The organism is Streptomyces sp. JLBG701 (genome assembly GCF_058544905.1).
The window spans coordinates 5397470-5420968 of the sequence record NZ_CM178588.1 but is presented as its reverse complement, the minus strand read 5'-3'; the positions used below and the strand labels follow the sequence as shown (position 1 = coordinate 5420968).

Annotated in this window: 21 protein-coding genes; 9 read left to right on the top strand and 12 right to left on the bottom strand. The window is 70.3% G+C overall.

From position 1 onward, the window contains the following. Positions 1-33: 33 nt before the first annotated feature. The 7 genes from AC5DRG_RS24865 to AC5DRG_RS24835 form a co-directional block, all read right to left on the bottom strand. Complete coding sequence (locus tag AC5DRG_RS24865; protein WP_491812848.1) at positions 34-459, bottom strand: NUDIX hydrolase; 426 nt, start codon at positions 457-459, stop codon at positions 34-36. After that, complete coding sequence (locus AC5DRG_RS24860) at positions 456-1565, bottom strand: CHAD domain-containing protein (RefSeq protein ID WP_491812847.1); 1110 nt, start codon at positions 1563-1565, stop codon at positions 456-458. The genes AC5DRG_RS24865 and AC5DRG_RS24860 overlap by 4 nt, the downstream gene beginning before the upstream one ends. Then, positions 1546-3777 carry an RNA degradosome polyphosphate kinase gene (locus AC5DRG_RS24855; RefSeq protein ID WP_491812846.1) on the bottom strand — a complete coding sequence of 744 codons (2232 nt, stop codon included), beginning with the start codon at positions 3775-3777 and terminating at the stop codon, positions 1546-1548. Before AC5DRG_RS24855 ends, AC5DRG_RS24860 begins: the two co-directional genes overlap by 20 nt. A 424-nt stretch (positions 3778-4201) precedes the next feature. Further along, positions 4202-5020: an ABC-2 membrane transporter-related protein gene (locus AC5DRG_RS24850; RefSeq protein ID WP_491812845.1), complete on the bottom strand. Its 819-nt coding sequence runs from the start codon at positions 5018-5020 to the stop codon at positions 4202-4204. Next, positions 5017-6021, bottom strand: a complete 1005-nt coding sequence (locus AC5DRG_RS24845; protein ID WP_491812844.1) for an ABC-2 membrane transporter-related protein — start codon at positions 6019-6021, stop codon at positions 5017-5019. Before AC5DRG_RS24845 ends, AC5DRG_RS24850 begins: the two co-directional genes overlap by 4 nt. Next, positions 6018-6911, bottom strand: coding sequence for an ABC transporter ATP-binding protein (locus AC5DRG_RS24840; RefSeq protein WP_491812843.1), 894 nt, complete (start codon positions 6909-6911; stop codon positions 6018-6020). The genes AC5DRG_RS24845 and AC5DRG_RS24840 overlap by 4 nt, the downstream gene beginning before the upstream one ends. Further along, a complete protein-coding gene (locus AC5DRG_RS24835) occupies positions 6908-7312 on the bottom strand; it encodes a GntR family transcriptional regulator (protein WP_491812842.1) in 405 nt (134 codons plus the stop codon). The genes AC5DRG_RS24840 and AC5DRG_RS24835 overlap by 4 nt, the downstream gene beginning before the upstream one ends. Before the next feature lie 123 nt (positions 7313-7435). On the opposite strand from AC5DRG_RS24835, the gene AC5DRG_RS24830 reads away from it, so the two are divergent. From AC5DRG_RS24830 to AC5DRG_RS24810, 5 genes are read left to right on the top strand one after another with little or no spacing between them, the layout of a single operon-like run. After that, a complete protein-coding gene (locus AC5DRG_RS24830; RefSeq protein ID WP_491812841.1) occupies positions 7436-7978 on the top strand; it encodes an RNA polymerase sigma factor in 543 nt (180 codons plus the stop codon). Continuing rightward, positions 7975-8802, top strand: coding sequence for a cupin domain-containing protein (locus tag AC5DRG_RS24825; RefSeq protein ID WP_491812840.1), 828 nt, complete (start codon positions 7975-7977; stop codon positions 8800-8802). Before AC5DRG_RS24830 ends, AC5DRG_RS24825 begins: the two co-directional genes overlap by 4 nt. Continuing rightward, positions 8799-9659, top strand: coding sequence for an ABC transporter ATP-binding protein (locus AC5DRG_RS24820; protein WP_491812839.1), 861 nt, complete (start codon positions 8799-8801; stop codon positions 9657-9659). The genes AC5DRG_RS24825 and AC5DRG_RS24820 overlap by 4 nt, the downstream gene beginning before the upstream one ends. After that, positions 9656-11191 carry an ABC transporter permease gene (locus AC5DRG_RS24815; RefSeq protein WP_491812838.1) on the top strand — a complete coding sequence of 512 codons (1536 nt, stop codon included), beginning with the start codon at positions 9656-9658 and terminating at the stop codon, positions 11189-11191. Before AC5DRG_RS24820 ends, AC5DRG_RS24815 begins: the two co-directional genes overlap by 4 nt. Next, positions 11179-11829 (top strand): ABC transporter, encoded by a 651-nt coding sequence (locus tag AC5DRG_RS24810; protein WP_491812837.1) that lies wholly within the window; start codon positions 11179-11181, stop codon positions 11827-11829. Before AC5DRG_RS24815 ends, AC5DRG_RS24810 begins: the two co-directional genes overlap by 13 nt. A gap of 170 nt (positions 11830-11999) precedes the next feature. On the opposite strand, the gene mshD is transcribed toward AC5DRG_RS24810, so the two are convergent. Next, positions 12000-12926: a mycothiol synthase gene (gene mshD, locus AC5DRG_RS24805; protein WP_491812836.1), complete on the bottom strand. Its 927-nt coding sequence runs from the start codon at positions 12924-12926 to the stop codon at positions 12000-12002. Positions 12927-13071: 145 nt separating this feature from the next. Here mshD and AC5DRG_RS24800 point away from each other — a divergent pair, with 145 nt between their 5' ends. After that, positions 13072-14874 carry a bifunctional metallophosphatase/5'-nucleotidase gene (locus tag AC5DRG_RS24800; protein ID WP_491812835.1) on the top strand — a complete coding sequence of 601 codons (1803 nt, stop codon included), beginning with the start codon at positions 13072-13074 and terminating at the stop codon, positions 14872-14874. A 662-nt stretch (positions 14875-15536) separates the two neighbouring features. Next, the gene (locus tag AC5DRG_RS24795) at positions 15537-17366 is read left to right on the top strand and encodes an ABC transporter ATP-binding protein (protein WP_491812834.1); all 1830 of its coding nucleotides are present in this window, start codon (positions 15537-15539) and stop codon (positions 17364-17366) included. Position 17367: 1 nt separating this feature from the next. Here the strand turns inward: AC5DRG_RS24795 and AC5DRG_RS24790 are convergent, their stop codons facing one another. Next, positions 17368-18078: a response regulator transcription factor gene (locus AC5DRG_RS24790; protein WP_491812833.1), complete on the bottom strand. Its 711-nt coding sequence runs from the start codon at positions 18076-18078 to the stop codon at positions 17368-17370. A 131-nt stretch (positions 18079-18209) separates the two neighbouring features. On the opposite strand from AC5DRG_RS24790, the gene AC5DRG_RS24785 reads away from it, so the two are divergent. Then, complete coding sequence (locus AC5DRG_RS24785) at positions 18210-18497, top strand: hypothetical protein (RefSeq protein WP_491812832.1); 288 nt, start codon at positions 18210-18212, stop codon at positions 18495-18497. Then, on the top strand, positions 18494-18892 hold the full coding sequence (locus AC5DRG_RS24780; protein WP_491812831.1) for a PIN domain-containing protein: 399 nt from the start codon (positions 18494-18496) through the stop codon (positions 18890-18892). Before AC5DRG_RS24785 ends, AC5DRG_RS24780 begins: the two co-directional genes overlap by 4 nt. 54 nt (positions 18893-18946) lie before the next feature. Here the strand turns inward: AC5DRG_RS24780 and AC5DRG_RS24775 are convergent, their stop codons facing one another. The 3 genes from AC5DRG_RS24775 to AC5DRG_RS24765 form a co-directional block, all read right to left on the bottom strand. After that, a complete protein-coding gene (locus AC5DRG_RS24775; RefSeq protein ID WP_491812830.1) occupies positions 18947-21028 on the bottom strand; it encodes a pectinesterase family protein in 2082 nt (693 codons plus the stop codon). A 219-nt stretch (positions 21029-21247) separates the two neighbouring features. After that, positions 21248-22642: a HAMP domain-containing sensor histidine kinase gene (locus AC5DRG_RS24770; protein WP_491813141.1), complete on the bottom strand. Its 1395-nt coding sequence runs from the start codon at positions 22640-22642 to the stop codon at positions 21248-21250. Positions 22643-22695: 53 nt separating this feature from the next. Further along, a complete protein-coding gene (locus AC5DRG_RS24765; RefSeq protein WP_491812829.1) occupies positions 22696-23430 on the bottom strand; it encodes a response regulator transcription factor in 735 nt (244 codons plus the stop codon). Positions 23431-23499: the final 69 nt, after the last annotated feature.

The following is a 23499-nucleotide window of genomic DNA, read 5'->3' as shown; positions in this document are numbered from 1 at the left end:
CGAGCCGATCCCGTCGGGCTCTGCGCCCGTCGACTATGTCAGGTGCAGGGCGGCGAGCAGAGCGTCCACGAGGAGGCGGTCCCTCGGTTGGGTGAGGCGGTCGCGCGCCGCGACGGGCGGCAGCCACAGGATGCGGTCCACCTCGTTGTTCGGGGCGAAAGTGCCGGATGTGACCTCGGCCGCCCAGTAGCGAACCTGCTTGGGTCTTCCATTCGCCAGATAGTGCGAGGTGGGCAGACCGGCGCCGAGCTCGGCGTCGTAGCCCGTCTCCTCCCGCACCTCGCGCACGGCTCCCGCGAGGGGTTCCTCGGCGCGCTTCAATTTGCCCTTGGGGTGCGACCAGTCGTCGTACTTCGGCCGGTGGACGAGGCAGACCTCCACCTCGCCGTCGATCGGGGAACGGCGCCACAGGACGCAGCCGGCCGCCTGGACAGTGGTGTCGGTGGTGTCGTTCGTCATCGCGAATTCACGGCCTCCTTCTGCCACGCCTGCTGGAAGGCGAACCTCGCCGCCTCGACCTCGTGCCGCTGGTCGGCGTGGAGCACGCCGAGGGCGTACGCCGTCGCCGGGGCGATGCGCGGGGTGCGGGCCGCGGAGGCCGCGGCGGCGGCCGCCTCCGAGGCGTCACGGTGCCGGTTGAGTGCCTGACCCGCCGACAGCAGGCGTACGTCCACGGGTGCGTCGACTCCGTAGAGGACCTCACGGGCGTAGCGGTGCAGGCGCAGGAGCAGGCGGACCTGGTGCCAGGGGGCGTCCTGGGGGTGCGGGGCCGGGTCGGGGGAGAGGCCGTGGATCAGGGCCTCGGCGTTGTAGGGGTGGCCGGCCGTGAGGAGGGGCAGCGCGGCGATCGCGACCGTGAGGCGCTCCTCGGCGGCGGTGGCCAGCGGGCGCAGGTCGGCGCTCGGCGCGGTCGGGGTGAGGGGGACCTCGCTGGCCAGTACGGCGACCTTGTCGGCGACGGCGTGGAAGCGGGAGGAACCCAGGGCCTGGAGGGCGGTGGAGTGGGCGCGGGTCCTGGCCAGGGTCAGCTGGCGTTCGAGGAGGGCGCCCGCTTTGGCCGCGCCCACCGTCAGGTTGCCGCGTTCCGGTGTGGACGGGGGGCTGCCCGGGCCGGTGGCGGAGGTGGCCGTAGAGCTGCCCGTGCCCGCTGTCTGCGCGGGGAACACCGTCGCCCCCGACAGGCGGTGCAGGGCCAGCAGCAGGCGCTCCAGGCGGGCGCCGCAGGCGTGTTCCAGGGCCAACGTGCCCGAGAGCCACGCCAGTTCGGGGCGCATCGCCTCCGACCAGTCCGCGTCGAGCAGCGGGCGGAAGGTGTGCAGGCTGCCGCTGACGCGGCGGGCCGAGCGGCGCAGGGCGCGTGCCGCGTCGACGGACTCCTCCGAGCCGTTGTCCCCCACGCTCGAACAACCTCGCGCGGGGGCGCCCCCACCGCCGCCGGTCTCCCGGTGCAGCCGCAGGGCGCGGAGGAACTCCGTGGCCTGGGCCCGCAGGTAGCCCGCCAGGGCGTCCCCGGTCGCGGGCCCCGCCGTGGGGTGGTCCGTCGGGTCAAGGTGTTGCTGTGCCACGCCGGCGCCTCCGGGCGTCTATGAGCATCTCCTGGATGTTCCGCAGGGGGTGGCCCTCGGCGTCCGTCGCGTGCCGGTTCCACTCGCCGTCCGGACCCAGGTGCCAGGAGGCGGTGGTGTCGGACATGCCGGTCTCCAGGAGCCGGCTGAGCGCGGCACGGTGGGCCGGGTCGGTGACCCGGACGAGGGCCTCGATGCGGCGGTCGAGGTTGCGGTGCATCATGTCGGCGCTGCCTATCCACACCTCGGGTTCGCCGCCGTTGCCGAAGGCGAAGATCCGGGAGTGTTCCAGGAAGCGGCCGAGGATCGAGCGGACCCGGATGTTCTCCGACAGGCCCGGGACGCCCGGACGTACCGCGCAGATTCCGCGGACCCACACGTCGACCGGCACGCCGGCCTGGGACGCGCGGTACAGGGCGTCGATGATGGCCTCGTCGACCATCGAGTTGACCTTGATGCGGACGTAGGCGGGACGTCCGGCACGGTGGTGCTGGACTTCCTTGTTGATCCGCGAGATCAGCCCGTCCCGAAGGGACTTGGGGGCGACGAGGAGACGGCGGTAGGTCTCGCGGCGCGAGTAGCCCGACAGCCGGTTGAACAGGTCGGACAGGTCGGCGCCCACCTGCGGGTCCGCCGTCAGCAGGCCCAGGTCCTCGTAGAGGCGGGCCGTCTTCGGGTGGTAGTTCCCGGTGCCGACGTGGCTGTACCGCCGTAGCGTGTCGCCTTCCTGACGCACCACCAGGGACAGCTTGCAGTGGGTCTTGAGGCCCACCAGGCCGTAGACGACGTGGCAGCCGGCCTCCTCCAGCTTGCGCGCCCACTTGATGTTGGCGTGCTCGTCGAAGCGGGCCTTGATCTCGACCAGGACGAGGACCTGCTTGCCGGCCTCGGCGGCGTCGATGAGCGCGTTGACGATTGGGGAGTCACCGGAGGTGCGGTACAGGGTCTGCTTGATCGCGAGGACGTCGTCGTCCTCCGCCGCCTGCTCCAGGAAGGCCTGGACGGAGGTGGAGAAGGAGTCGTACGGGTGGTGCAGCAGCACGTCCCGGTTGCGCAGGGCGGCGAAGATGTCGGGCGCGGACGCCGACTCGACCTCGGCCAGGTCGCGGTGGACACCGGCGACGAACTTCTTGTACTTCAGCTCGGGCCGGTCGATGGAGCCGATGCGGAAGAGGCCCGTGAGGTCCAGGGGACCCGGCAGCGGGTACACCTCGGCCTCGCTGATCTTCAGCTCGCGGACGAGGAGGTCGAGGACCTCGCGGTCGATGGACTCCTCCACCTCCAGGCGGACCGGCGGGCCGAAGCGACGCCGCATGAGCTCCTTCTCCAGGGCCTGGAGCAGGTTCTCGGCGTCGTCCTCCTCGACCTCCAGGTCCTCGTTCCTGGTGAGGCGGAAGGCGTGGTGCTCCAGCACCTCCATGCCGGGGAACAGCTCCTCCAGATGGGCGGCGATGACGTCCTCGATGGGGACGTGGCGGCCCGGGGAGCTCTCCAGGAAGCGGGTCAGCAGCGGCGGCACCTTCACGCGCGCGAAGTGCCGGTGGCCGGTGACCGGGTTGCGTACGACGACGGCCAGGTTCAGCGACAGACCGGAGATGTACGGGAAGGGGTGCGCCGGGTCCACGGCCAGCGGGGTGAGGACCGGGAAGATCTGGTGGCGGAAGAGGGTGAACAGGCGGGCCTGCTCCTTCTCCGTCAGCTCGCCCCAGCGGACCAGGTGTATGCCCTCCTCCGCGAGGGCGGGGGCGACGTCCTCGTGGTAGCAGGCGGCGTGCCGGGCCATCAGCTCGCGGGAGCGGGCCCAGATCATCTCCAGCACCTCGCGCGGCTGGAGACCGGAGGCGGAGCGCGTCGCGACACCGGTCGCGATACGGCGCTTCAATCCGGCCACCCGGACCATGAAGAACTCGTCCAGGTTGCTGGCGAAGATCGCGAGGAAGTTCGCCCGCTCAAGCAGGGGCGTGTTCGGGTCCTCGGCGAGTTCGAGGACCCGCTCGTTGAACGCCAGCCAGCTGCGCTCCCGGTCCAGGAAGCGGCCCTGCGGCAGCTGGGGCCCGTCGTACGGCGACTCCTCGTACGCGTCCTGGTCGGCGTCGATGTCGGGCTCAAGGTCGGACACCACGGCGGACACGGAGTGCGGGCGGTGCGCGGTGAGGGAACCCACGGAGGGCTGGGCGTGCTGTATCTGCGCCTGGGCGTCTGGCTGGTTCATGGACCCATTCTTCCGCGCCTGGGGCGTAACGGGCGCGTCGGACAGCGCGGGCGTGAGCGTCAGAGCGAGGTTGACGACCTCCCCGTTCCTCGCGGCACCCTCGGAGGGCTGCGCGGGCTCCGGCACGGCTGGCTTCATTCCGTGAGCGTCGCAAGCCCGTCTGAACCAATGGTTACGGCGACATGGCGTGCGGGATATCGGAGGGCGGCCCCCGGGCGTCCAGGGCCTGTTCTGAGTTCCCCGTCGTCCGCGCGGAGAGCGTGCGTGCCGGGCGTCGGGGCGCAGGCGGGGAACTCAGAACAGGCCCTTAGGGCACCGGCGACTTCGTAGGAGACAGCAGATCCCCGCGTACGAAGAGTACGTACGCGGGGAAGAGCGCCTACGCCCCTTCCCCCCGTGGAGGGACGTAAGCGGATCCTGGGGCTCAGGCGGTACGGCGCCTGAGCAGGCGGAACGCGATCAAGGTGGCCAGGGCGGCGATCGCGAGGAGGATGCCGGTCTCCACGAGGTTCATGGGCCAGAAATGGGACGGGGGGTGGTAGATCGTGTAGCGGCCGCCGGAGTCGGTGCCCTTCCCGACCTGCCACCAGCTGTTGGAGTGCCCGGAGCTCCGCCGGGTGGGCCAGAGGTCGGTGCGGTGCTTCTCCAGGTATTGGTTGAGCAGCACCATCACGGCGACCGAGACTCCCAGCGCGGGCAGCGGGCGGCGCAGGACGATCGCGGTCAGTGCGCCGATCGCGAGGGCGCACAGGCCGTACGCCACGACCGCCGGGCCACGGGCCGCGAACACGTCGGCGAAGGTCCAGTCGTCGCCCATCAGGTCCCGGTTCGCCGACCAGGCCCAGCGGAAGACGGGAACGAAGAGCGCACCGCCGAGGACGATCGCCAGTGCGGGCAGGGTGAGCTTGGCGGTCAGCCAGCGGGTCGGGGTGACGGTCTGGGTCCAGGCGAGCTGTGCGGTGCCGGACTCCAGCTCGCGGCCGATGAGCGCGGCGCCCGTCCAGGCGGCGACGGCCCAGAAGCTGTAGTACATGAAGGTGCTGATCCAGCCCATGGGTTCGTAGTAGTGGCTACCGACGGGCAGGTAGCACAGGCCCGGGGCGTCCTCGCAGGCGGCGACGGCTTCGCGGACGGAGCCCGCTGTGACCTCGGTCAGCCACACCAGGCCGCCGACGCAGCCCAGGACGAAGGCACCCCACACGATCAGCGCCGTCCGGTGCAGCCGCAGCACGGTCCGGGTCATGGCGTGGCTCCGGTGGTCCGGCGCTTGAGCAGGCGGAACGCGACCAGGACCAGCAGCGCGGCGACCGCGAGGAGGAGGGCCGACGCGGTGAGCTGGAGGGGCCAGTAGTGGGAGGCCGGGTGGTAGTCGCGGTAGAAGCTGACGGCGTCGAGCTTGGCGTAGAGGGTGTCGCACCCCGTGGAGACGGTGCTGCCGCACCACGGGTTGGGGATGCGGGCGCCCGTGGAGGTGAGCATGCCGTCCGAGACGTCGAGGCCCACGCCCGGCGCCCCGTTGGCGCGGAGGCCGCCGACGCTGGTGACGGGGGGCCACAGATGGGGCAGCGTCAGCACGAGCGCGGTCCACAGCCCGGCGAGGGCGGCGACCGCGGTGCCGAGCGCGGCGAGCGAGCGGCGCCAGAGCAGGCCCACGAGGGTGCCGAGGGCGAGGCCGGCCAGGGCCAGGGCGATGGTGGTGGGGCCGTTGGCGTGAAAGGTCGGGGCGTCGTACCAGCTCTTGGCGGAGCCGATCCTGCCCTCGCCCGCCGTCCAGGCCAGGCGGTGCAGCAGGACCAGCAGACCGGTGCCTACGGTGATCAGCGCGGCCGGGAGCGTGAGTTTGGCGGCGAGCCAGCGGACCGGGGATATGGACTGGGTCCAGGCCAACTGCGCGGTGCCGGACTCCAGTTCGCGCCCGATGAGCGCGGCGCCCGTCCAGGCGGCGACCAGGAACGGGATCGCGAGGACGGCGTAGGTCGTGTACTCGTAGATGTCCTTGTAGAGCAGGATCGAGTCCTGGTCGTACGTGCAGACCTCCGCCTGGCAGGCGTCCCACTGCCGCCACGCCGCCGCCGAGGCGTCGGTGAGCGGACCCCGCAGCCACAGCAGCGCGCCGGCGACCACGACCACGAACCCGGTCCAGACGTACAGCGCCGGACGGTGCAGGCGCAGCATCCAGTGGGTCAGGGCGGGCCGGGCGGACGGCTGCCCCTTTGTCGTGCGGGCGGTGATCACGGCGGTCACGCGGCGTTCTCCTGGGTCTTGGCCGGGGTGGTCTGGGCGGGGGCCTGGGGATTGCGGAGATAGGAGAGGACGAGCTCCTCCAGGGAGGGGGCGCCGGTCTGCCAGTCGCTGGTCAGCGGGCCGGTCGGGCGGATGAGCGCGGTGAGCTGGCGGCCGGTGGTGCGGGACTCGACGACGGTGTGCGGGGCGAGATCGGCCTCCGCCGGTGCGCTCACGCGCGCGTGGGCGGCCAGCAGGTCGTCGAGGTCGCCGGAGAGGCGGACCCGGCCGTCGCCGATCAGGAGCAGGTGGTCGCAGGAGTCCTCCAGTTCGGCGACCACGTGCGAGGACAGCACGATCGTGGTGCCGCGCTCGGCCGCCTCCACCATCAGCAGGCCCATCAGCTCGTGCCGGGCCAGCGGGTCGAGGTCGGCCATCGGCTCGTCCAGGAGCAGCAGTTCGGGCCGCTTGGCGAGGGCCAGGGCGAGGGCGACGCGGGTGCGCTGGCCGCCGGAGAGCGAGCGGATCCGCTTCTTCGGGTCGAGGTCGCCGGCGGCCACGATGCGCTCGGCGACGGCGGCGACCCAGTGGTCAGGGTTGAGGTCGGCGCCCACGCGCAGCGTCTCGGCGACCGTGAGCTGCGGGTACAGCGGCTTGTCCTGGGCGACGAAACCGACGCGGGGGCGGGCGGCGGCCGGGTGCGTGCCGAGGACGGTGACCGTTCCCTCGGTGGGGGCCAGCAGCCCCGCGGTGAGGGCGAGGAGCGTGGACTTGCCCGCCCCGTTGTGGCCGACGACGGCACAGACGCGCCCGGCGGGCAGCTTGAACGTGCAGTCGCGCAGCGCCCAGGCCTTGCCGCGCATGCTGAAGCGCTTGCCGAGGCCGGCGGCCTCTATGGCCGTGTCGGTCATGACGGGTCTCCCTGAAGGTGCTCATCGAGTGCGAAGTGCGTGTCGAGTACGGCGGTGAAGAACGCGGCCACGTCCTCGCGCCCCAGCCCCGCCGCACGCGCCTTCTCCGCCCACGCGTCCAGCTCGGCGCGCAGGGGGGAGTCGGCGGGGGCGGTGCTCAGGCCGCGGCGGACGAAGGTGCCGAGGCCACGCCGTGCCTCGACCAGGCCCTCCCGCTCCAGCTCGCGGTAGGCCTTGAGGACGGTGTTGGGGTTGATGGCGGTGGCTTCGACGACCTCGCGGGCCGTGGGCAGCTTGTCGCCCGGCTCAAGGAGCCCGAGGCGCAGCGCCTGCTTCGTCTGCTGGACGATCTGGACGTAGGTGGCCACGCCGCTGTGTCGGTCGATGCGGTACTCGACCATCGGACAACCACCCTTTCACTAATTGAGTAGTGAAAGGGTGGTGGAAGAGTGATCCGAAAGTCAAGCCGGAAATTCGCGTGCGAACGTGTGAACCGATCGGCGGGGCCCGTGCGATGAGGTGACGTGAGCGAAACGAGAAGCGACGGGGAGCTGCTGCGGGCCATCGCGGCGGACGGGGACCGGCGCGCCTTCGAGGAGCTGTACCGGCGGTTCGCGCCGTGGCTCGCCGCCCGGCTGCGCGGCCGCTGCGCCGACCCCGGGCTCGTCGACGACGTCGTACAGGAGACGTTCCTCGCGGTGTGGCGGGGCAAGGCCCGCTATCGCGAGGACGGCGATGTGGCCGGGTGGCTGTGGCGCATCGGGTCGCGACGCCTTGTCGACGCGCTGCGCGGCGACGGGGCGCGGGGGCGCATGCGGCAGGCGCTGGCGCGGCTGCGGCACCGGGACGAGGCGTCCGCGGAGGAGCGCGTGCTCGCGGGGGTTGAGCACGGGGACCTCGCGGGCGCCCTGGTCCGGCTCTCACCCGAGCTGCGCGCGGTACTCCAGGCGACGGTCATCGACGGGCTGACCACCCGCGAGGCGGCCGTTCTGCTCGGCATACCGCCCGGCACGGTCAAGACGCGGGCCATGCGCGCCCGCAAGCAACTGCGGGAGGCGCTGGCATGACCTGGCACGTACCTGAAGAGGACCTACGGGCCTACGCGCACGGCGAGTTGACCGCCCCCGCCCTCTGGTCCGCCGACACCCACCTCACCGCCTGCGCGCGGTGCCGGGCGACCCTCGCCGAGGTGGGCGACCCGGTCGCCCTCGACGTCGGCTGGGAGCGGCTGGACGCCGAACTCGACGCGCCCCGACCGGGGTTGTTCGAGTCGCTGCTGCTGCGGCTCGGGGTCGCCGACCACACGGCACGGCTGCTCGCGGCCACGCCGGTCCTGCGCCGCTCGTGGCTCGGCGCGGTCGTCGGCGTGCTCGTCCTGACCGTCCTGGTGACGAACTCGGCCCCGGTCACCGAATCGCCCACCCTCTTCCTCGCCCTCGCACCGCTCCTGCCGCTGGCGGGCGTCGCGCTGTCGTACGGGCCCGCGCTGGACCCGACGTACGAGATGGCCGTCGTCTCGCCGGTGCACGGGTTCAGGCTGCTGATGATCCGTACGGTCGCCGTGCTCTCCACCGGGCTCGGCCTCAACGTCCTGGCGAGCCTCGCCATGCCGGCGTACGGCCTGCGCGCCCTTGCCTGGCTGCTGCCCGCGCTCGCCCTGACCGCGACCGGGCTCGCGCTGACGCCCCGGCTCGGGCCGGTGGTCGCGCCGTCCGTCGTCGGCGGGGCGTGGGTCGCGCTGCTGTTCGCCACGCACGCGGCGAGCGAGGGCACGCTGGCACCCTTCACCGCCGCCGGACAGGGCGCGGCCGGGGCCGTGGCCGCACTCGCCGCAGGCCTGCTCTACCTCATCCGTGACCGCTTCGACCTCTTCAACGGGAGCCCCGCATGACCCCCACCGTCTCCGCCTCCGGGCTGAGCCTCCGCTACGGCGGTACACGCGCCCTCGACGACGTGTCGCTGAGCCTGACGCCGGGCGTCACGGGCCTGCTGGGCCCCAACGGGGCGGGAAAGACAACCCTGTTGCGGGTGCTCGCCACCGCGGTCCCCGCCGACCAGGGCACGTTCACCGTCCTGGACCACAACCCGCAGACGGTGTCGGGCCGCCAGGAGGTACGCCGCCACCTCGGCTATCTGCCCCAAACCCCCGGATTCCACCCGGACTTCACGTCCTTCGAGTTCGTCGACTACGTGGCGATCCTCAAGGAGCTGACCAACCGGACCGACCGCCACCGCGAGGTGCGGCGGGTGCTGGACGCCGTCGACCTGGGCGACGTACGCGGCAAGCGCATCAAGAAGCTCTCCGGCGGTATGCGGCAGCGGGTCGCGCTGGCCGCGGCGCTCGTCGGCGACCCCGGTTTCCTGGTCATGGACGAGCCGACCGTCGGCCTGGACCCCGAACAGCGCATGCGCTTCAGGGAGTTGATCGCACAGGCGGGAGAGGGCCGTACGGTGTTGCTCTCCACCCACCAGACGGAGGACGTGGCGATGCTCTGCCACCGCGTCCTGGTCATGGCAAGCGGCCGCATCCGCTTCGAGGGCACCCCCGCCGAACTCACCGCACGGGCGGCCGGCCGGGTGTGGACCAGCACCGAGCGCGCCCCCGGCGCGAAGGCGGGCTGGCGCACCGGCACCGGGTCCTTCCGCAACGTAGGGGATCCCCCGCCCGGGGCCGAACTCCTCGAACCCACCCTGGAGGACGGCTACTTGCTCACCCTCGACGGCGAGAATGCGGAGGTGGCGGCATGAGCACGCTCACGATCGCGACCCAGGCCGCCGTACAGACGTCGGAGCCGCGCCGCACGACGCGGGCCGTGCTCGCCCTCGCCCGCTTCGAGACGCGCAGACTGCTGCTGAGCATCCCCGTCGTCCTCGCCTTCCTCGTCCACGCCGCCTGGATCGTCTACACCACGGGCAAGTCCACCGACGACTTCCCGGCCCTCCAGGACGCCGACCGCGCCACCCAGAGCGTGCCGCTCCTGGTCGGCATCGCGGTCCTGCTGTCCGTGAACCTGGCGGTGCTGCGCTCCAAGCGCCATGACACGGAACGCCACTTCGCCGTGCTGGTCCTGAGCCCCTGGCAGCGCACAGCGGCCCATGCCCTGTCGGTGGTCCCGGCCGCCGTGCTGTCCGCACTGCTGGTGTACGCCCAGATAGGACGGGAGGCCATGAAGGCCGGCGCCGTCGGGCACGCCTCCCCGGGCGAACTGCTCGTGGGCCCGCTGACGGTCCTGCTGTGCGGGATGTTCGGCGTACTGATGGGCCGGCTGATCAAGTCGGCGATCGCGGCACCGCTACTGGCCGTCTTCTGCCTCTTCTTCTTCGTGGGCGTGAGCGCCGGGGTGAGCGAGGGCTGGACGAAGTGGCTGACGCCGGCGGTCGGCGTGGCCAGCTCCAACACTTACCCCTCGGACCTCCTGGGCCGCCCCGCCGCCGCGCACGCGCTGTACCTCACGGGCCTCGCGCTGTTCCTGGCGCTCGCCGCGGTGCTGGTCAGCGGCGGCCGTACGAGGACGGCCACGGCGACCATCACGGGCGCGCTGGCCGGTGCGCTGGCCCTCACCCTCACGGGCGCGGTCGCTCAATCGGCAGGCGATTCAAAGGAGTTGATCGCGGCCCGCGAACTGGCGTCGGTGAACCCGGCGAAGGTGCAGAAGTGCGCCACGCACGGCGGCTCGACGTACTGCGCCTTCCCCGAGTGGATGTCCCGCACCCCCACCTGGGCGGCGACCGTGGACTCCGTGCAGTCCCTGGCGGGCGGCAGCGCGAGCGGCCAGAAGCTGCTCATACGGCAGCGGATCGACGCCCGCTACGGCCTGGACAGCGACTCCGCGCTGGAACCGTCCAGCACGCCGAACGAGGTGACCGTGGGCACGTCGTGGGACGGCAACCGCGTCCCCGAGTTCTCGGCGGCGGTCGCCGCGGTGCTGGTCACGGGGAGCGAGAAGGCGGGCGGCGACCTGGAGTGCGACGGCCGGATGGTCACGATCATGTGGCTGGGCATGGCCGGCCGGCCCGACCCGCTGACCTCCCTGAGCAACGTCCGCCTCGACGACAGCCTCAGCGGCTCCGCGATCGTCCTGTCGCAGACCAACCCCTTGTCCATGACGGCGGGGCAGACGGATGTGGTGGTCGAGCTCCTGAAGCAGCCGCGTGACACCGTCGCGGCGAAGGTCAAGCAGAACTGGGCCGAGCTGACGTCGGCGAAGGTGAAGACGAGTCGTGCGGCTGAGCTGCTGGGTGTGGCTGTGCCGGAGGGGGCGGACAAGTGCGAGGGGTGACGGCGCTGGTGGTGCCGGTCAGCCGGACGTTGCCGTGGCGGGTGCTGAGCGCGGCCGGTGCGGTGGGGCTGCTGCTCGCGGGGGCCCAGCGGCTGGCCGGGGGTGAGCCGAACCCCTGGTGGGCGCTGACCTTCCTACGGGCCGCGATGCTCGCCTTCGCCCTCGGCCTGGCCTTCCTCCTGGACGACCCGGCCCGGCACACGACCACCCCCGTACCGACCCCCCGCTGGACCCGCAACGCCCTCCGCGCGGCCCTCGTCACCCCGGTGGCCGCCCTGTGGTGGACGGCGGCGGTCCTCCTGATCCCGGCGGAGGTACGCCCCCCGGTCGGCGACGTCACCTTGGAAGCGGCGGCCACTTTCACGGTCGCCCTGGCCGCCGCGGCGACCGCCGTCCGCCTCACCGGCGAACCGGAACCGGGCCCACTGGTCGCGACGGCGGTGCTGGCGGGGGCGGTACTTACTCCGCTGCTACTCCCGGACGACTGGGCGTTGTTCGTGCCGGTGCTGGACGAGCGGTGGGGGGCGGCGCATGAGCGGTGGGTGGTGGTGCTGGTGGGGGCAGCGGTGGTGTGGGGGGTTTGCGGGGCGGAGAGGGTGCGGAAGGGGGCGGCGAGGCTGAGCTTGTCGGGCGGTTGAGCGCGAGGGCGGCCGTCCCTAGCCCCCACCCACCCGGTGGGGGCGCGCCTCGTGGCTCCGGTCGGGGTCCCGAGGCGAGGTTCACTCTTGGGCGGACCGAGACGGGTGGTGGGTGGGCATACGTTGGGGGTCTGGGGGGGGGGAGCCCCCAGGTCTGGCTGCAGCGCCGGTCACGCCTCCGTGCGGTACATCAGGTCCGTCTCGTAGGTCGAGAAACCCAGCCGTTCATACACCGACACGGCCGCCTTGTTGTCGGCGTCGACGTAGAGCATCACGTTGGGCAGCCCCAGCCCAGCCAAGTGCCGCAGGCCAATCGTGGTGAGCGCCTTGCCCAAGCCGCCCCCCTGAACCCCCGGCCGCACACCGACGACGTACACCTCGCCGAGGTTCTCCGCCGAGTGCACCTTCGTCCAGTGGAACCCGACGAGTTCGCCACCCCGCTCGGCGAGAAAGAAGCCGGCGGGGTCGAACCATGCCTCGGCCTTACGGTCGTCGAGGTCACGCTGGGTCAGAGAGCCCTGCTCGGGATGGTGGGCGAACGCCTCGGCGTTGAGGGCGAGCCACGCCGCGTCGTCCGCTCCGGGGACGAAGGTCCGTACACTCGCCCCTTCCGGCAGTACCGGCTCGGGCAGGTCGATGTCGGTCAACGGCCGCCGCATCTGCCGCAGTTCACGGAAGAGCGAGAGCCCGAGCACCTGGGCGAGATGCCGCGCGGCGGAGTGCCCTCCGTGGGCCCACACCCGCAGCCGCTTCCCGGACGCGGCAAGCAGCGCGGCGCCGAGCGCACGCCCGTGCCCGTGCCCCCGATGGTCGGGGTGGACGACGAGTTCGGCGGCCGGCGCCTCCACCGGATCGGTGTCCTCCAGCTGGCCGTAGCCGACGAGTTCGCCGTCGACGTGCAGGAGGAGATGGGAGACCCCCGGCCGTTCTCCGCCACGGAGTTGCAGGCGCCCCTGTTCGGAGACCGCCTGCTGTCCGTCCACGTCGGCGGCGTCCGCGAGCAGTCCGAGGACGGCCGCGGCCTGCTCGGGGGAGAGCGAGGTGAGGGTGTCGATGGAGCGGGAGTGGGCCGCCCGTGCCGTGTCGTCGCTGGTCATGTCTATGAGGGTAAGCCGAGGATCAGGCAAAGCGGCTGCAAAGGGAAACCAGGATGTAACCAAGAACCCCCTGTCGCGCTACGCGCGTTGACTCTAGGCTGCGGCCGGACGGGGCCACTTCATCAGCAGACACTCAGGGGGGCGTATGCCAGCCACGACCCAGCCGCAGCACCGCCGTAGACGCCGGACTCACCTTCTCCTCGCCGGCGCGGCCGGCCTCGTCACCGTGGGCGCCCTCGCCGCCGCGATACCGGCGACGGCCAGCGCGAGCGGCAAGCCCGGCGGTCACACGCCGAGCCGCTACCAGGACGTACAGCTGCTGTCGTTCAACGACCTGCACGGCAACCTGGAGCCGCCGTCCGGCTCCTCCGGCCGGGTCACCGAACTCCAGGCGGACGGTACGACGAAGACGATCGACGCGGGCGGTGTCGAGTACCTCGCGACCCACCTGCGCGAGGCCCGTAAGGGCAACGCGTACTCCATCACGGCGGCCGGCGGCGACATGGTCGGCGCGTCCCCGCTGATCTCGGGCCTCTTCCACGACGAGCCCACCATCGAGGCGCTGAACGGCCTCGACCTGGACGTCACCTCGGTCGGCAACCACGAGTTCGACGAGGGCGCCAAGGAGCTGGCCCGTCTGCAGAACGGCGGCTGCCACCCGGTCGACGGCTGCTACAACGACGGCGAGACCTTCGAGGGCGCCAACTTCCCCTACCTCGCGGCGAACGTCCTCGACGAGAAGACCGGCAAGCCGATCCTCAAGCCCTACTGGGTGTGGAAGAAGAACGGCGTCAAGGTCGGCTTCATCGGCGTGACCCTGGAGGACACCCCGGGCGTCGTCTCCGCCGAGGGCGTCGCGGGCCTCGACTTCAAGGACGAGGTCGAGACGATCAACAAGTACGCCAAGGTGCTGGAGCGCCAGGGCGTGAAGTCGGTCGTCGCGCTGATCCACGAGGGCGGCCTGCCGGCCTCGTCGGCCTACAACTACGACTGCGGCACCGGCGGCACCGGCATCTCCGGCCCGATCGTCGACATCGCCAAGAACATCACGCCGAAGGTCGACGCGCTGGTCACCGGCCACACGCACGCGGCGTACGCTTGCACGATCCCCGACCCGTCGGGCAAGCCGCGCACGGTCACTTCGGCCGCGTCCTTCGGCCGCCTGTACACGGACACGACGCTGACGTACGACCGCTGGACCGGCGACATCGCCCGTACGTCCGTCGCGTCGGCGAACCACGTGGTCACCCGGACCGTCGCCAAGGCGACGGACATGACCGAGCTGATCGCCAAGTGGAACACCCTCGCGGCCCCGGTCGGCAACCGCGCCATCGGCTACATCTCCGCCGACATCGCCAACTCCGGCACCGAGTCCCCGATGGGCGACTTGATCGCGGACGCGCAACTGGCGTACGGCAAGGAGCTGGACCCGGAGACCGACCTCGCGCTGATGAACCCCGGCGGGGTGAGAGCGGGTCTGACGTACGCGGCCAAGGGCAGTGAGGGCGACGGCGTGGTGACCTACGCCGAGGGCTTCACGGTGCAGCCGTTCTCCAACACGGTGAACCTGCAGGACTTCACGGGCACCCAGCTCATCCAGGTGCTCAAGGAGCAGGTGAGCGGCACCAACCTGGCCTCGCCGAAGATCCTGCAGCCGTCCTCCGGTCTGACGTACACGCTGGACCTGACGAAGACGGGCGCCGACCGTGTCGTGACCGACTCCATCAAGCTGAACGGTGTCGCGATCGACGAGAGCGCCACCTACCGCGTCGCGACGAACAGCTTCCTCGCGGGCGGCGGCGACGGCTTCACCACGCTGGGCACGGGCACGAACGACCTGGTCGGCACGGACGACCTGGCCGCGCTCGCGGACTACCTGACGGCCAACTCCACGGCCACGACCCCGATCACGCCGCCTGCGGCGAACCGGATCACGGTCGTGCAGTAACAGCGGCTTTTCCCTGCTCAGGGGCCCGGTGCCAGTCGGCACCGGGCCCTTTTTGTGCTTTTAAATTCTGTGTAAGCGGTGTTTCGGTTCCGCGAATTGAATATGAATCTCCCACAGCATCAACTCAGGAACCTCTAAGCGGAATTGGCTTTTTCTTCTGCGCGAATGTCGTAGTGTTTTCCATGTCGGAAGCGAGCAGCGCGAACGACACGAAGGCAAAGGAGACAGCCATGAGCTTCAAGAAGATCGCCCCGGTGAAGAAGGCCGCCAAGCCCGCTCCGGCCAAGAAGAAGCCGGCGAAGAAGGTCACCCCGAAGCGCCGCCCGGTAGGCCATAAGTAAAACGCGCCGGCAAACAATTAACAGTCGTAATTCATAGGCAATTGCAGCAGATCGGTAGAGGGACTGTTGCAGAACCGCAGCAGAAAGGGACACAGACATGAGCTTCAAGAAGATCGCCCCCGTGAAGAAGGCCGCCAAGCCCGCTCCGGCCAAGAAGAAGGCCGCGAAGAAGGTCACCCCGAAGCGCCGCCCGGTCGCCCACAAGGGCTGACGCAGAACACCGCGAGGCGGGGTCACCGGTTAGCGAGCACGACTCGCCCGGTGGCCCCGCCTCGGCCACGTCCGTAGAGAGCTGTTGACCATGGAAGGGAGTTGTTGACCATGAGGGAAGCCCGCGAGGCCTTCCGCCGCTTCTGGCCGCTGACCCGCGGCGACCGCAAGTGGCTCGCGACGATCGTCGCGTGCGTCGTGCTGTCCGCGCTCGCCGAGACCGCCGCGATCCTGCTGTTCGCGTACCTCACCGACAACGCCCTGGAGGCCGGCTCACTCTCCGAGTTCTGGGGCCCGGCCGCCGCCTGGCTGGGCGTCGCCGCACTCGGCGCGCTCGTCGGCTACCTGGGCAACTCGCTCGCCACCTGGACCGCCGAGAGATTCGTCCTGCGGCTGCGGGCGAAGGTCTTCGGACACGTCCAGGACCTGCCACCCCACTTCTTCCAGAAGCACCGCCAGGGCGACCTGGTCGAACGCCTCACCGGTGACGTCGAGGCCATCGAGCAGATGGTCGTGTCCGGCGTGGTCGGCACCGTCTCGGCCGCCTTCGCTGCCGTGTTCTACTCGTGCGCCGCCCTGTACCTCCGCTGGGACCTGGCCCTGGCCACCTTCGTCCTGGCGCCCTTGTTCCTGTTGGCAGCCCGCCGCTTCTCCGGCCGTATCAGGGAGGCCTCGCGGGACGAGCGGGTCGCGGACGGCGCGATCACCTCGGTGGTCGAGGAGTCCCTGGGCAACGTGGTGCTGACCCAGGCGTACAACCGCCGCCGCGACGAGGAGAAGCGCCTGGACCGCGAGGCCCGCGCGTGGATGAAGGCGTCGGTCCGAGGTGCCCGCCTGAGCGAGATGTACGAGCAGTTCGTGGAGGTGGTGGAAACCCTCTGCGTCCTGGCCGTGATCGGCCTCGGCGTGTGGGAGATCTCCGCCGACCGCATGACCCTGGGCGCGCTGCTCGCCTTCGCCGCCTTCATCGGCTACCTCTACCCGCCGGTCCGCAACCTCGGCCAGCTCGGCCTCACCCTCACCGCCGCCACCGCCGGCGCCCAGCGCATCAACGAGATCCTGGACGCCACCCCGGCCGTCGGCGACCCCGCCGAACCCGTCAACGCCTGGCCCGTCCACGGCTGGGTCAGCTTCCACGGCGTGACGTTCCGCTACCCGGGCGCACCTCGCGACTCGGTCCAGGACGTCACCTTCCGCGCAAGCCCCGGCGAGCTGGTCATCGTCACGGGCGCGAGCGGAGCAGGAAAGTCGACCCTCTCGAAACTCCTGACCCGCTTCTACGACCCCTCAGCGGGCGTGATCTGCCTGGACGGCGTCCCCCTCCGCGACGTACCGCTGGAATTCCTGCGCGAGAACGTGGCCCTGCTCCCGCAGCAGACGCTGATCCTCAACGGCACGATCCGCGAGAACATCGAGTGCGGCCGCCCGGGCGCGACGGACTCCGACATCGAGCGAGCCGCGCGGTCAGCGGCGGCGCACGACTTCATCGCCGCCCTCCCCGAGGCCTACGACACCGAGATCGCCCCCGGCACGGCGGCACTCTCCGGCGGCCAGCTGCAACGGATCGCGATCGCCCGGGCGATGCTGCGCGAGGCCCCGGTCCTGGTCCTGGACGAACCGACGGCAGGACTCGACTCGGTAGCGGCCCGCCAGGTGATCCAACCTCTCCGCCGCCTGATGTCCGGCCGTACGACCATCATGATCACCCACGACCTGAGCCTCGCCCCCGACGCCGACCGCATCCTGGTCGTCGACGGCGGCCGCCTGGTCGAGACGGGCACGCACGCGGAACTGGTGGCGAGGGGAGGCGCGTACGCCCGCCTGGCGGGCCCGCTTCCCGAGACGGCGGCGCTGACCGCACAACCGTCGGACGCCACCATGATCCTCCGCACGGTCCCGGCACCGGACGAGACGATGATCCTGAGGCTGCCCACCAGGTAAATCACGCAGGAGCGCGGAGGCTGTATCCGAGTCCCCGCACGGTGTGGATGAGCCGCGGTTCGCCGCGGCTCTCCAGTTTCCGGCGCAGGTACATCACGTACACGTCCAGCGTGTTGGACGTCGGCTCGAAGTCGAAGCCCCAGACGTCCTTGAGGATCTGCGAGCGGCTGAGCACCTTGCCCGGGTTCTGCAGAAGGTACTCAAGGAGCGAGTGCTCGGTCTTGGTGAGGTCGACCGGATGACCGCCACGGGTGACGGTCCGGGTCCGCAGGTCCATGGCGACGTCCTGGAAGGCGAGCCCGTCACCGGGGGAGGAGAGACCGGGGGCGGGGGCCCGCTCAGGGCTGCGCCTCAGCAGCGCCCGCACCCGGGCGAGTAGTTCCTCCGTCGCGAAGGGCTTCATCAGGTAGTCGTCGGCGCCGTTGTCGAGGGCGACGATCCGGTCGCCCACCGCGGCCCTCCCGGTGATCATCAGGATCGGCACGCGGGAACCGGAGGCCCGGATCCGCCGCGTCGCGGCCAGCCCGTCCAGCAACGGCATGGTGACGTCCATCAGCACCAGATCGGGCTCGCTCTCCGGCACCCCGATCAGATCGAGGGCGGTGCGGCCGTCCCCGGCGAGCACGGTCTCGTACCCCTCGAACCTGAGCAGCCGCCCGAGCCCTTCCCTCACGGCCTCGTCGTCGTCGGCCAGCAGAATCTTCCGCGCCATCCCTGCAATGTGTGACGGGGCGCTGTGCTGGACCTGGCAGAAGGATGTGGCTGAGCAAGGAGACTGCACGTTCGGGTGAAGCGGGTGCCTTCGGCGACGCCAGGGGGCCGTAATCGGATTATGGTGGAACCATGGCAGAGAACACGACCATCCAGGTGTCCCGGCAGGCCCGCGATCATCTCGCCCAGGTCGCCAAGGAGCGGGGGATGACGCTGGGGCAGCTCGTCGAGCAGCTGGCCTCGGAGCAGCCGACGGCGGAGCAGATCGCGGAGCGGGTGGCGGCGACCCGCAAAATACTGCGAGAGCGCATGGGCTGCACGCTCACCGACGAGGAGTTCGACAACGGCCCCGATGTGCGGGCCAACATCTACGCGATGGCCGCGGAGAAGGCGCGCGCCCTCCGGGAGCGCGCTGCGTGATCATCCTCGACACGAGCGCGGCTCTCGCGCTCGCTCAGGGCCATCAGGCCCTGCACCGACTGGCGGACAACGTCGCGCACACTCCCGGCGACCGGCTGCACGTCCCAGCGCTCTGCCTCATGAAGGCCGAGGAGAAGGACGCAGGCGTCGGAGCTGCTCTGCTCGCATTGCAGGGAATCCACATCGACCCGCTCGGGCAGACCGCCGCCGTTACGGTGGGCGGGATGGTGCGTGACGGGTGGGGCGGGGCTGACACCTGCCAGGTCGTCTACGTGGCCACGCCGCATCTGGAGACCGGGGGAATGTCCATCATCCTCACAGGGCGCGAGGGCGACTATCCGCCGGGCTTCCTCACCGTCGACATCGACTCGCCCGGAATGCTCGGCTTCCACTGAGCCGGGAGGTGGGACGGCCCTCGCGCACGACCGTCCCACCTCCGATACGCGAGGTCAGGCAGCCGACGGCGTCCAGTCGCCCAGCCAGTCCGCGACCTCCTGGTCGGCGGCCTGGGCGTCGGTCAGCTGGGGGCGGTCGCCGCTCGCGGCACCCGCACCCGCGCCGGTGTTCTTGTACTCGGCGAACCGGTCGTCCTTCCAGGAGAAGCCGCCCATGTCGGACCAGGGGGTGGTGGCCTTGACGGCGGCGCTCAGCGTGGAGTTGCGGACGGTGGTCTGCGGGTCGAGGGCCGCGTCGCCGCCGGCGTGCCAGTTGCGGCCGAGGAAGAAGCTGTTCGCACTCACGTCGCCGCTGATGGTGGTGCGGTTGATCAGGATGCCTTTGCGGTTCGCGGGGGTGCTCGGGGCGGTGACGTAGCCGGCCGAGGTGCCGTTCCAGCGCTTCTTCAGGGTGATGACGGACTTGTCCACGACCACTGTCGCGCGGCCGAAGACGAAGTCGACGTTGCCGACGATGTAGGAGTTGGTGATGTAGACGCGGCCGAGGGCGTCCTTCGCGGCGGTCTCCAACTCCAGGGTGTCCTGGTCGCCGTTGACGATGACACCGTCGAGGACGATCTTGTCGGCGGACGTCAGCAGGGCGACCGCCTGGTTGGCGATGTCCTGGTGGGCGGCCTCGTCGAAGTCGTTGGTGACGGTGAGGTTGCGCAGCTGGGAGTCGTCGGACTGGACGGAGACGGTGGCGCTGCCCGGGGTGCCGTAGGTGCCCGAACCGTCGGGCTTGGTGGTACCGGCGGCGTTGTTGTAGACGATCACCGTGTCCTTACGACTGCTGCCGCTGCCCTGGATGGTGACGTGGGGCTTGTTGGAGGGCACCTTGACCAGCTCGCGGTACGTGCCCGGCTTGACGGAGATGAGGACGCGGGAGGGGTTGTTCACCGGTACGGCGTTCACGGCGGCCTGCACCGTGGAGTACTGCCCGCTGCCGTCCTTGGCGACGGTGAGCGTGGTCGCGGCGGCAGCGGTCGTGGTGGCCGTCGTACCGATCGAACTCCGGGGCCCCACACCGGACTTGAGTAGCGCCGGTACATCCGCCGTCTTGTCGAGCGTGTAGCTGTAGTACGTCTTCGGATCGAAGGCGGTCCCTCCGCTCTCGTTGCGCCCGCTCGTGCCGACGAAGGTGTTGCCCTTCTGGACGATGCTCGCGGTGCTGTCCTTGATGACGGGGTTGTTGACGCCCTGGAAGTAACTGTTCTCCAGGACCATCTTGGTCGCGCCGCGGGAGTAGTTGCCGTAGGAGGACTTGATAGTGGTCCCCGCCTCGTCCTCCAGGTAGTTGTTGTAGAGGTGGGCGTGGGCCACGTTGTCGGTGGACGGGTTGCGCTGCTCGGTCTCGCGGATCCAGTTGTGGTGGATGGTGATGTCCGCGGTGACGTTCTCGGTCCACCCGATGCCGAAGGCCTTGTTCTCCTGGCTCAGCTTGTTCCAGGACACGGTGAGGTAGGTGGTGTCCTTGCGACTGTCGATGAGCCCGTCGGCCATGTGCCGAAGATCGTTGTGATCGATCCAGACGTGATGGGCACCGTCCATCTGGATGGCGTCGAAGTCATGTTCCTTGTCGTTCCAGACGCCTTGGTAGGCGTCCCGGATGGTCAGATTCCGGATGATGACGTTGTGAACGCCGGCGCCGAGAAAGAACCCACCACCGACGATGTGCCCGGCCGTCCCGGCCCCGACGATGGTCTTGTTGGACTGGACCTTGATCTCTTTCCCGACCGGGTCCATGTTGATGGCAGCGGCGACGACGATGACGTAGGGCTCGGAGGCCGTAGCGTATTTCTCGAGCTCGGCGAGAGTCTTCACGGTGACGGTCGCGCCGTCCCGTCCGCCGTAAGTCCCGTTCTGTCCAAGGGCGTTGACGGAGGCGAACCCGTCCGCGGTGGCCGTGGCCCAGGCGGGCGCGGTGGCCGCGGACGCCGTCGGCTGAGCATCGTCCCCGAAAACCCCGAATACCGCGCCATAGGCCATGGCCCCGGCGGAGGTCAGGGCGAGGGGAACACCGACGACGAGGGCGGTCTTCCGTCTCCGGTGCCGGGCGGGAGCCTTGGCGCTGCTGCGGGTGTCGGTGTCGTTCACGGGTACGTCCGTTTCAAGTGAGGGGGGTCTCAAGTCACTTGCTTGTCGTAGCCCGTGGGGAAAAGGTTGCCGCTGTGTGGCGCAAGTCGAGCTACAGCCATGGGGAAGCTGAGCTGATCGCGGGTTGGTGGCGTGGCCCCAACTGCCACGCCACCAGTACCGACGCGTAAGCCCACCCGGCCACTCCTACCCCCCGGGCGCCTACCCGCTGACCTCCGGCTACGCCGCCTCCGGCGGCGGCGTAGACGCCCCCGGCAACCGCACCGTCGCCACCGTGCCGCCGCCCTCCGCGCGGGCCAGCGTCACCTCGCCGCCGGCCTGCTGGACCGTACGCGCGACGATCGACAGGCCCAGGCCCGAGCCGGGTAGCGCCCGTGCGCTCGGCGAACGCCAGAAGCGGTCGAAGACGTGGGGGAGTTCCTCGGTGGGGATGCCGGGGCCGTGGTCGCGGACCGTCAGGATGCCGTGGTTGAGCTGGACCTCGATGGTGCCGCCCTCGGGGCTGAACTTCACCGCGTTGTCGAGGATGTTGACCACCGCGCGTTCCAGGGCGGACGGTTCCGACCGTACGTACCACGGCTGTACGTCCGCCGTGATGGTCAGCTCGGGTCCCCGCAGCCGCGCGCGGCGCAGGGCCGCCTCGACGGTGTCCTGCAACGAGACCACCTGGACGCGCTCGCCCCGCTGGCCTTCCGAACGGGACAGTTCCTGCAAGTCGCCGATCAGTGACGCCAGTTCCGTCATCTGTGCCTTCACCGACGCCAGCAGTGCCTTGCGGTCGGCGGCCGGGATCGGTCGGCCCGTTTCCTCGCTGCGGGTGAGGAGTTCGATGTTCGTACGGAGCGAGGTGAGCGGCGTACGGAGTTCGTGGCCCGCGTCCGCGATCAACTGCTGCTGCAGCTCACGGGAGTTGGCCAGCGACGACGTCATCGAGTTGAAGGAACGGGAGAGGCGGGCGATCTCGTCCTCGCTGTCCTCCTCCACGGGGATGCGGACACTCAAGTCCTCGGTGCGGGCCACGTGTTCGACGGCCTCGGTGAGCTTGTCGACGGGGCGCAGACCCGCGCGGGCCACGGCCAGGCCTGCGGCTCCGGCGCCGATGACTCCGATGCCGGAGACGAGGAGCAGGATCAGGGCAAGGTCGTTGAGCGTGGACTGGGTGTTCTTCAGCGGGAGGGCGAAGAGAATCGCGGCGTTGGTGGTGGTCGACGTCGTCTTGTTGGTGATCGTGAATCCCGGCAGCACGAGGACCCGCACGTCGTCGCCGTCCGAGTCGGTGCCGTTGCGGAAGAAGCCCTGATCGCCGTCCCCCTTCTTGATCAGGTCCTTGTCGCTCTGGGTGGCCTTGATCGTGCCGACGGAGTACGACAGGACGCAGGTCTTTCCGTCCTCCGTGACCACCTGGGCGTAGGAGTCCCGGAATCCGTTGCGGGGATCCTGCGAGGTCTGCTGGGTGCAGTTGTTGACCGCCTGCGTGGCCTGGTCCTCAAGCCGTGGCATGACCGACTTCTGCAGGTCGTTGTTCACCTGCTCATACAACTTCCCCTGCACAATGAACCAACAGGTAACCGAAACCGCCGCCACCGCGAACGCCACCGCCGCAGCGACAAGCATCGCCAGTCGCGACCGGATCGGTAGCGCCCGGAACCGGCGGGCCGGGGACTTCTTCACTCCGCCCCACCCTGTCGCAACACATACCCCACCCCACGCACCGTGTGCACAAGCCGAGGCTCGCCGCCCGCCTCGGTCTTGCGGCGGAGGTACATCACATACACATCCAGCGAATTCGACGACGGCTCGAAGTCGAACCCCCACACCGCCTTCAGAATCTGTTCCCTCGTCAACACCTGCCTCGGATGCGCCAGGAACATCTCCAGCAGCGTGAACTCCGTGCGGGTCAGCTCCACCGGCCGTCCGGCCCGCGTCACCTCCCGCGTCGCCAGATCCATGCGGAGGTCGGCGAAAGTCAGAGCCTCGTCCTCCTGGGCGGTGCCGCCGACGGCTGCCGCGTATGAGCTGCGGCGCAGCAACGCGCGGATACGGGCGAACAGCTCGTCCAGCTCGAACGGCTTGACCAGGTAGTCGTCCGCCCCCGCGTCCAGGCCGGTCACGCGGTCGCCGACCGTGTCGCGGGCCGTCAGCATCAGGATGGGGGTGGTCGTGCCGGCCCCACGCATGCGGCGCGCGGCGGTCATGCCGTCCATGCGCGGCATCTGGATGTCGAGGACGATCAGATCGGGCTGGTACGCGGTCGCCTTCTCCAACGCGTCCGCGCCGTCGACGGCGACCTCCGTGTCGTACCCCTCGAAGGCGAGGCTGCGCTGGAGTGCTTCGCGCACGGCCGGCTCGTCGTCGACGATCAGGATGCGCTGGGGGTCACGGTCGCCATCGGCGGGGCTCATGGGCTTCGGATCCTCGGGTGCGGTGGGACAACAGGGGGCTGAACGTAGTGAACGCTTTCAGCCTCGCAT

Coding starts and splice junctions, on each gene's coding strand:
- AC5DRG_RS24865 (WP_491812848.1), bottom strand. CDS start 459: ATGACGAACGACACCACCGACACCACTGTCCAGGCGGCCGGCTGCGTC.
- AC5DRG_RS24855 (WP_491812846.1), bottom strand. CDS start 3,777: ATGAACCAGCCAGACGCCCAGGCGCAGATACAGCACGCCCAGCCCTCC.
- AC5DRG_RS24850 (WP_491812845.1), bottom strand. CDS start 5,020: ATGACCCGGACCGTGCTGCGGCTGCACCGGACGGCGCTGATCGTGTGG.
- AC5DRG_RS24840 (WP_491812843.1), bottom strand. CDS start 6,911: ATGACCGACACGGCCATAGAGGCCGCCGGCCTCGGCAAGCGCTTCAGC.
- AC5DRG_RS24835 (WP_491812842.1), bottom strand. CDS start 7,312: ATGGTCGAGTACCGCATCGACCGACACAGCGGCGTGGCCACCTACGTC.
- AC5DRG_RS24825 (WP_491812840.1), top strand. CDS start 7,975: ATGACCTGGCACGTACCTGAAGAGGACCTACGGGCCTACGCGCACGGC.
- AC5DRG_RS24820 (WP_491812839.1), top strand. CDS start 8,799: ATGACCCCCACCGTCTCCGCCTCCGGGCTGAGCCTCCGCTACGGCGGT.
- AC5DRG_RS24815 (WP_491812838.1), top strand. CDS start 9,656: ATGAGCACGCTCACGATCGCGACCCAGGCCGCCGTACAGACGTCGGAG.
- mshD (WP_491812836.1), bottom strand. CDS start 12,926: ATGACCAGCGACGACACGGCACGGGCGGCCCACTCCCGCTCCATCGAC.
- AC5DRG_RS24800 (WP_491812835.1), top strand. CDS start 13,072: ATGCCAGCCACGACCCAGCCGCAGCACCGCCGTAGACGCCGGACTCAC.
- AC5DRG_RS24795 (WP_491812834.1), top strand. CDS start 15,537: ATGAGGGAAGCCCGCGAGGCCTTCCGCCGCTTCTGGCCGCTGACCCGC.
- AC5DRG_RS24790 (WP_491812833.1), bottom strand. CDS start 18,078: ATGGCGCGGAAGATTCTGCTGGCCGACGACGACGAGGCCGTGAGGGAA.
- AC5DRG_RS24785 (WP_491812832.1), top strand. CDS start 18,210: ATGGCAGAGAACACGACCATCCAGGTGTCCCGGCAGGCCCGCGATCAT.
- AC5DRG_RS24770 (WP_491813141.1), bottom strand. CDS start 22,642: ATGCTTGTCGCTGCGGCGGTGGCGTTCGCGGTGGCGGCGGTTTCGGTT.
- AC5DRG_RS24765 (WP_491812829.1), bottom strand. CDS start 23,430: ATGAGCCCCGCCGATGGCGACCGTGACCCCCAGCGCATCCTGATCGTC.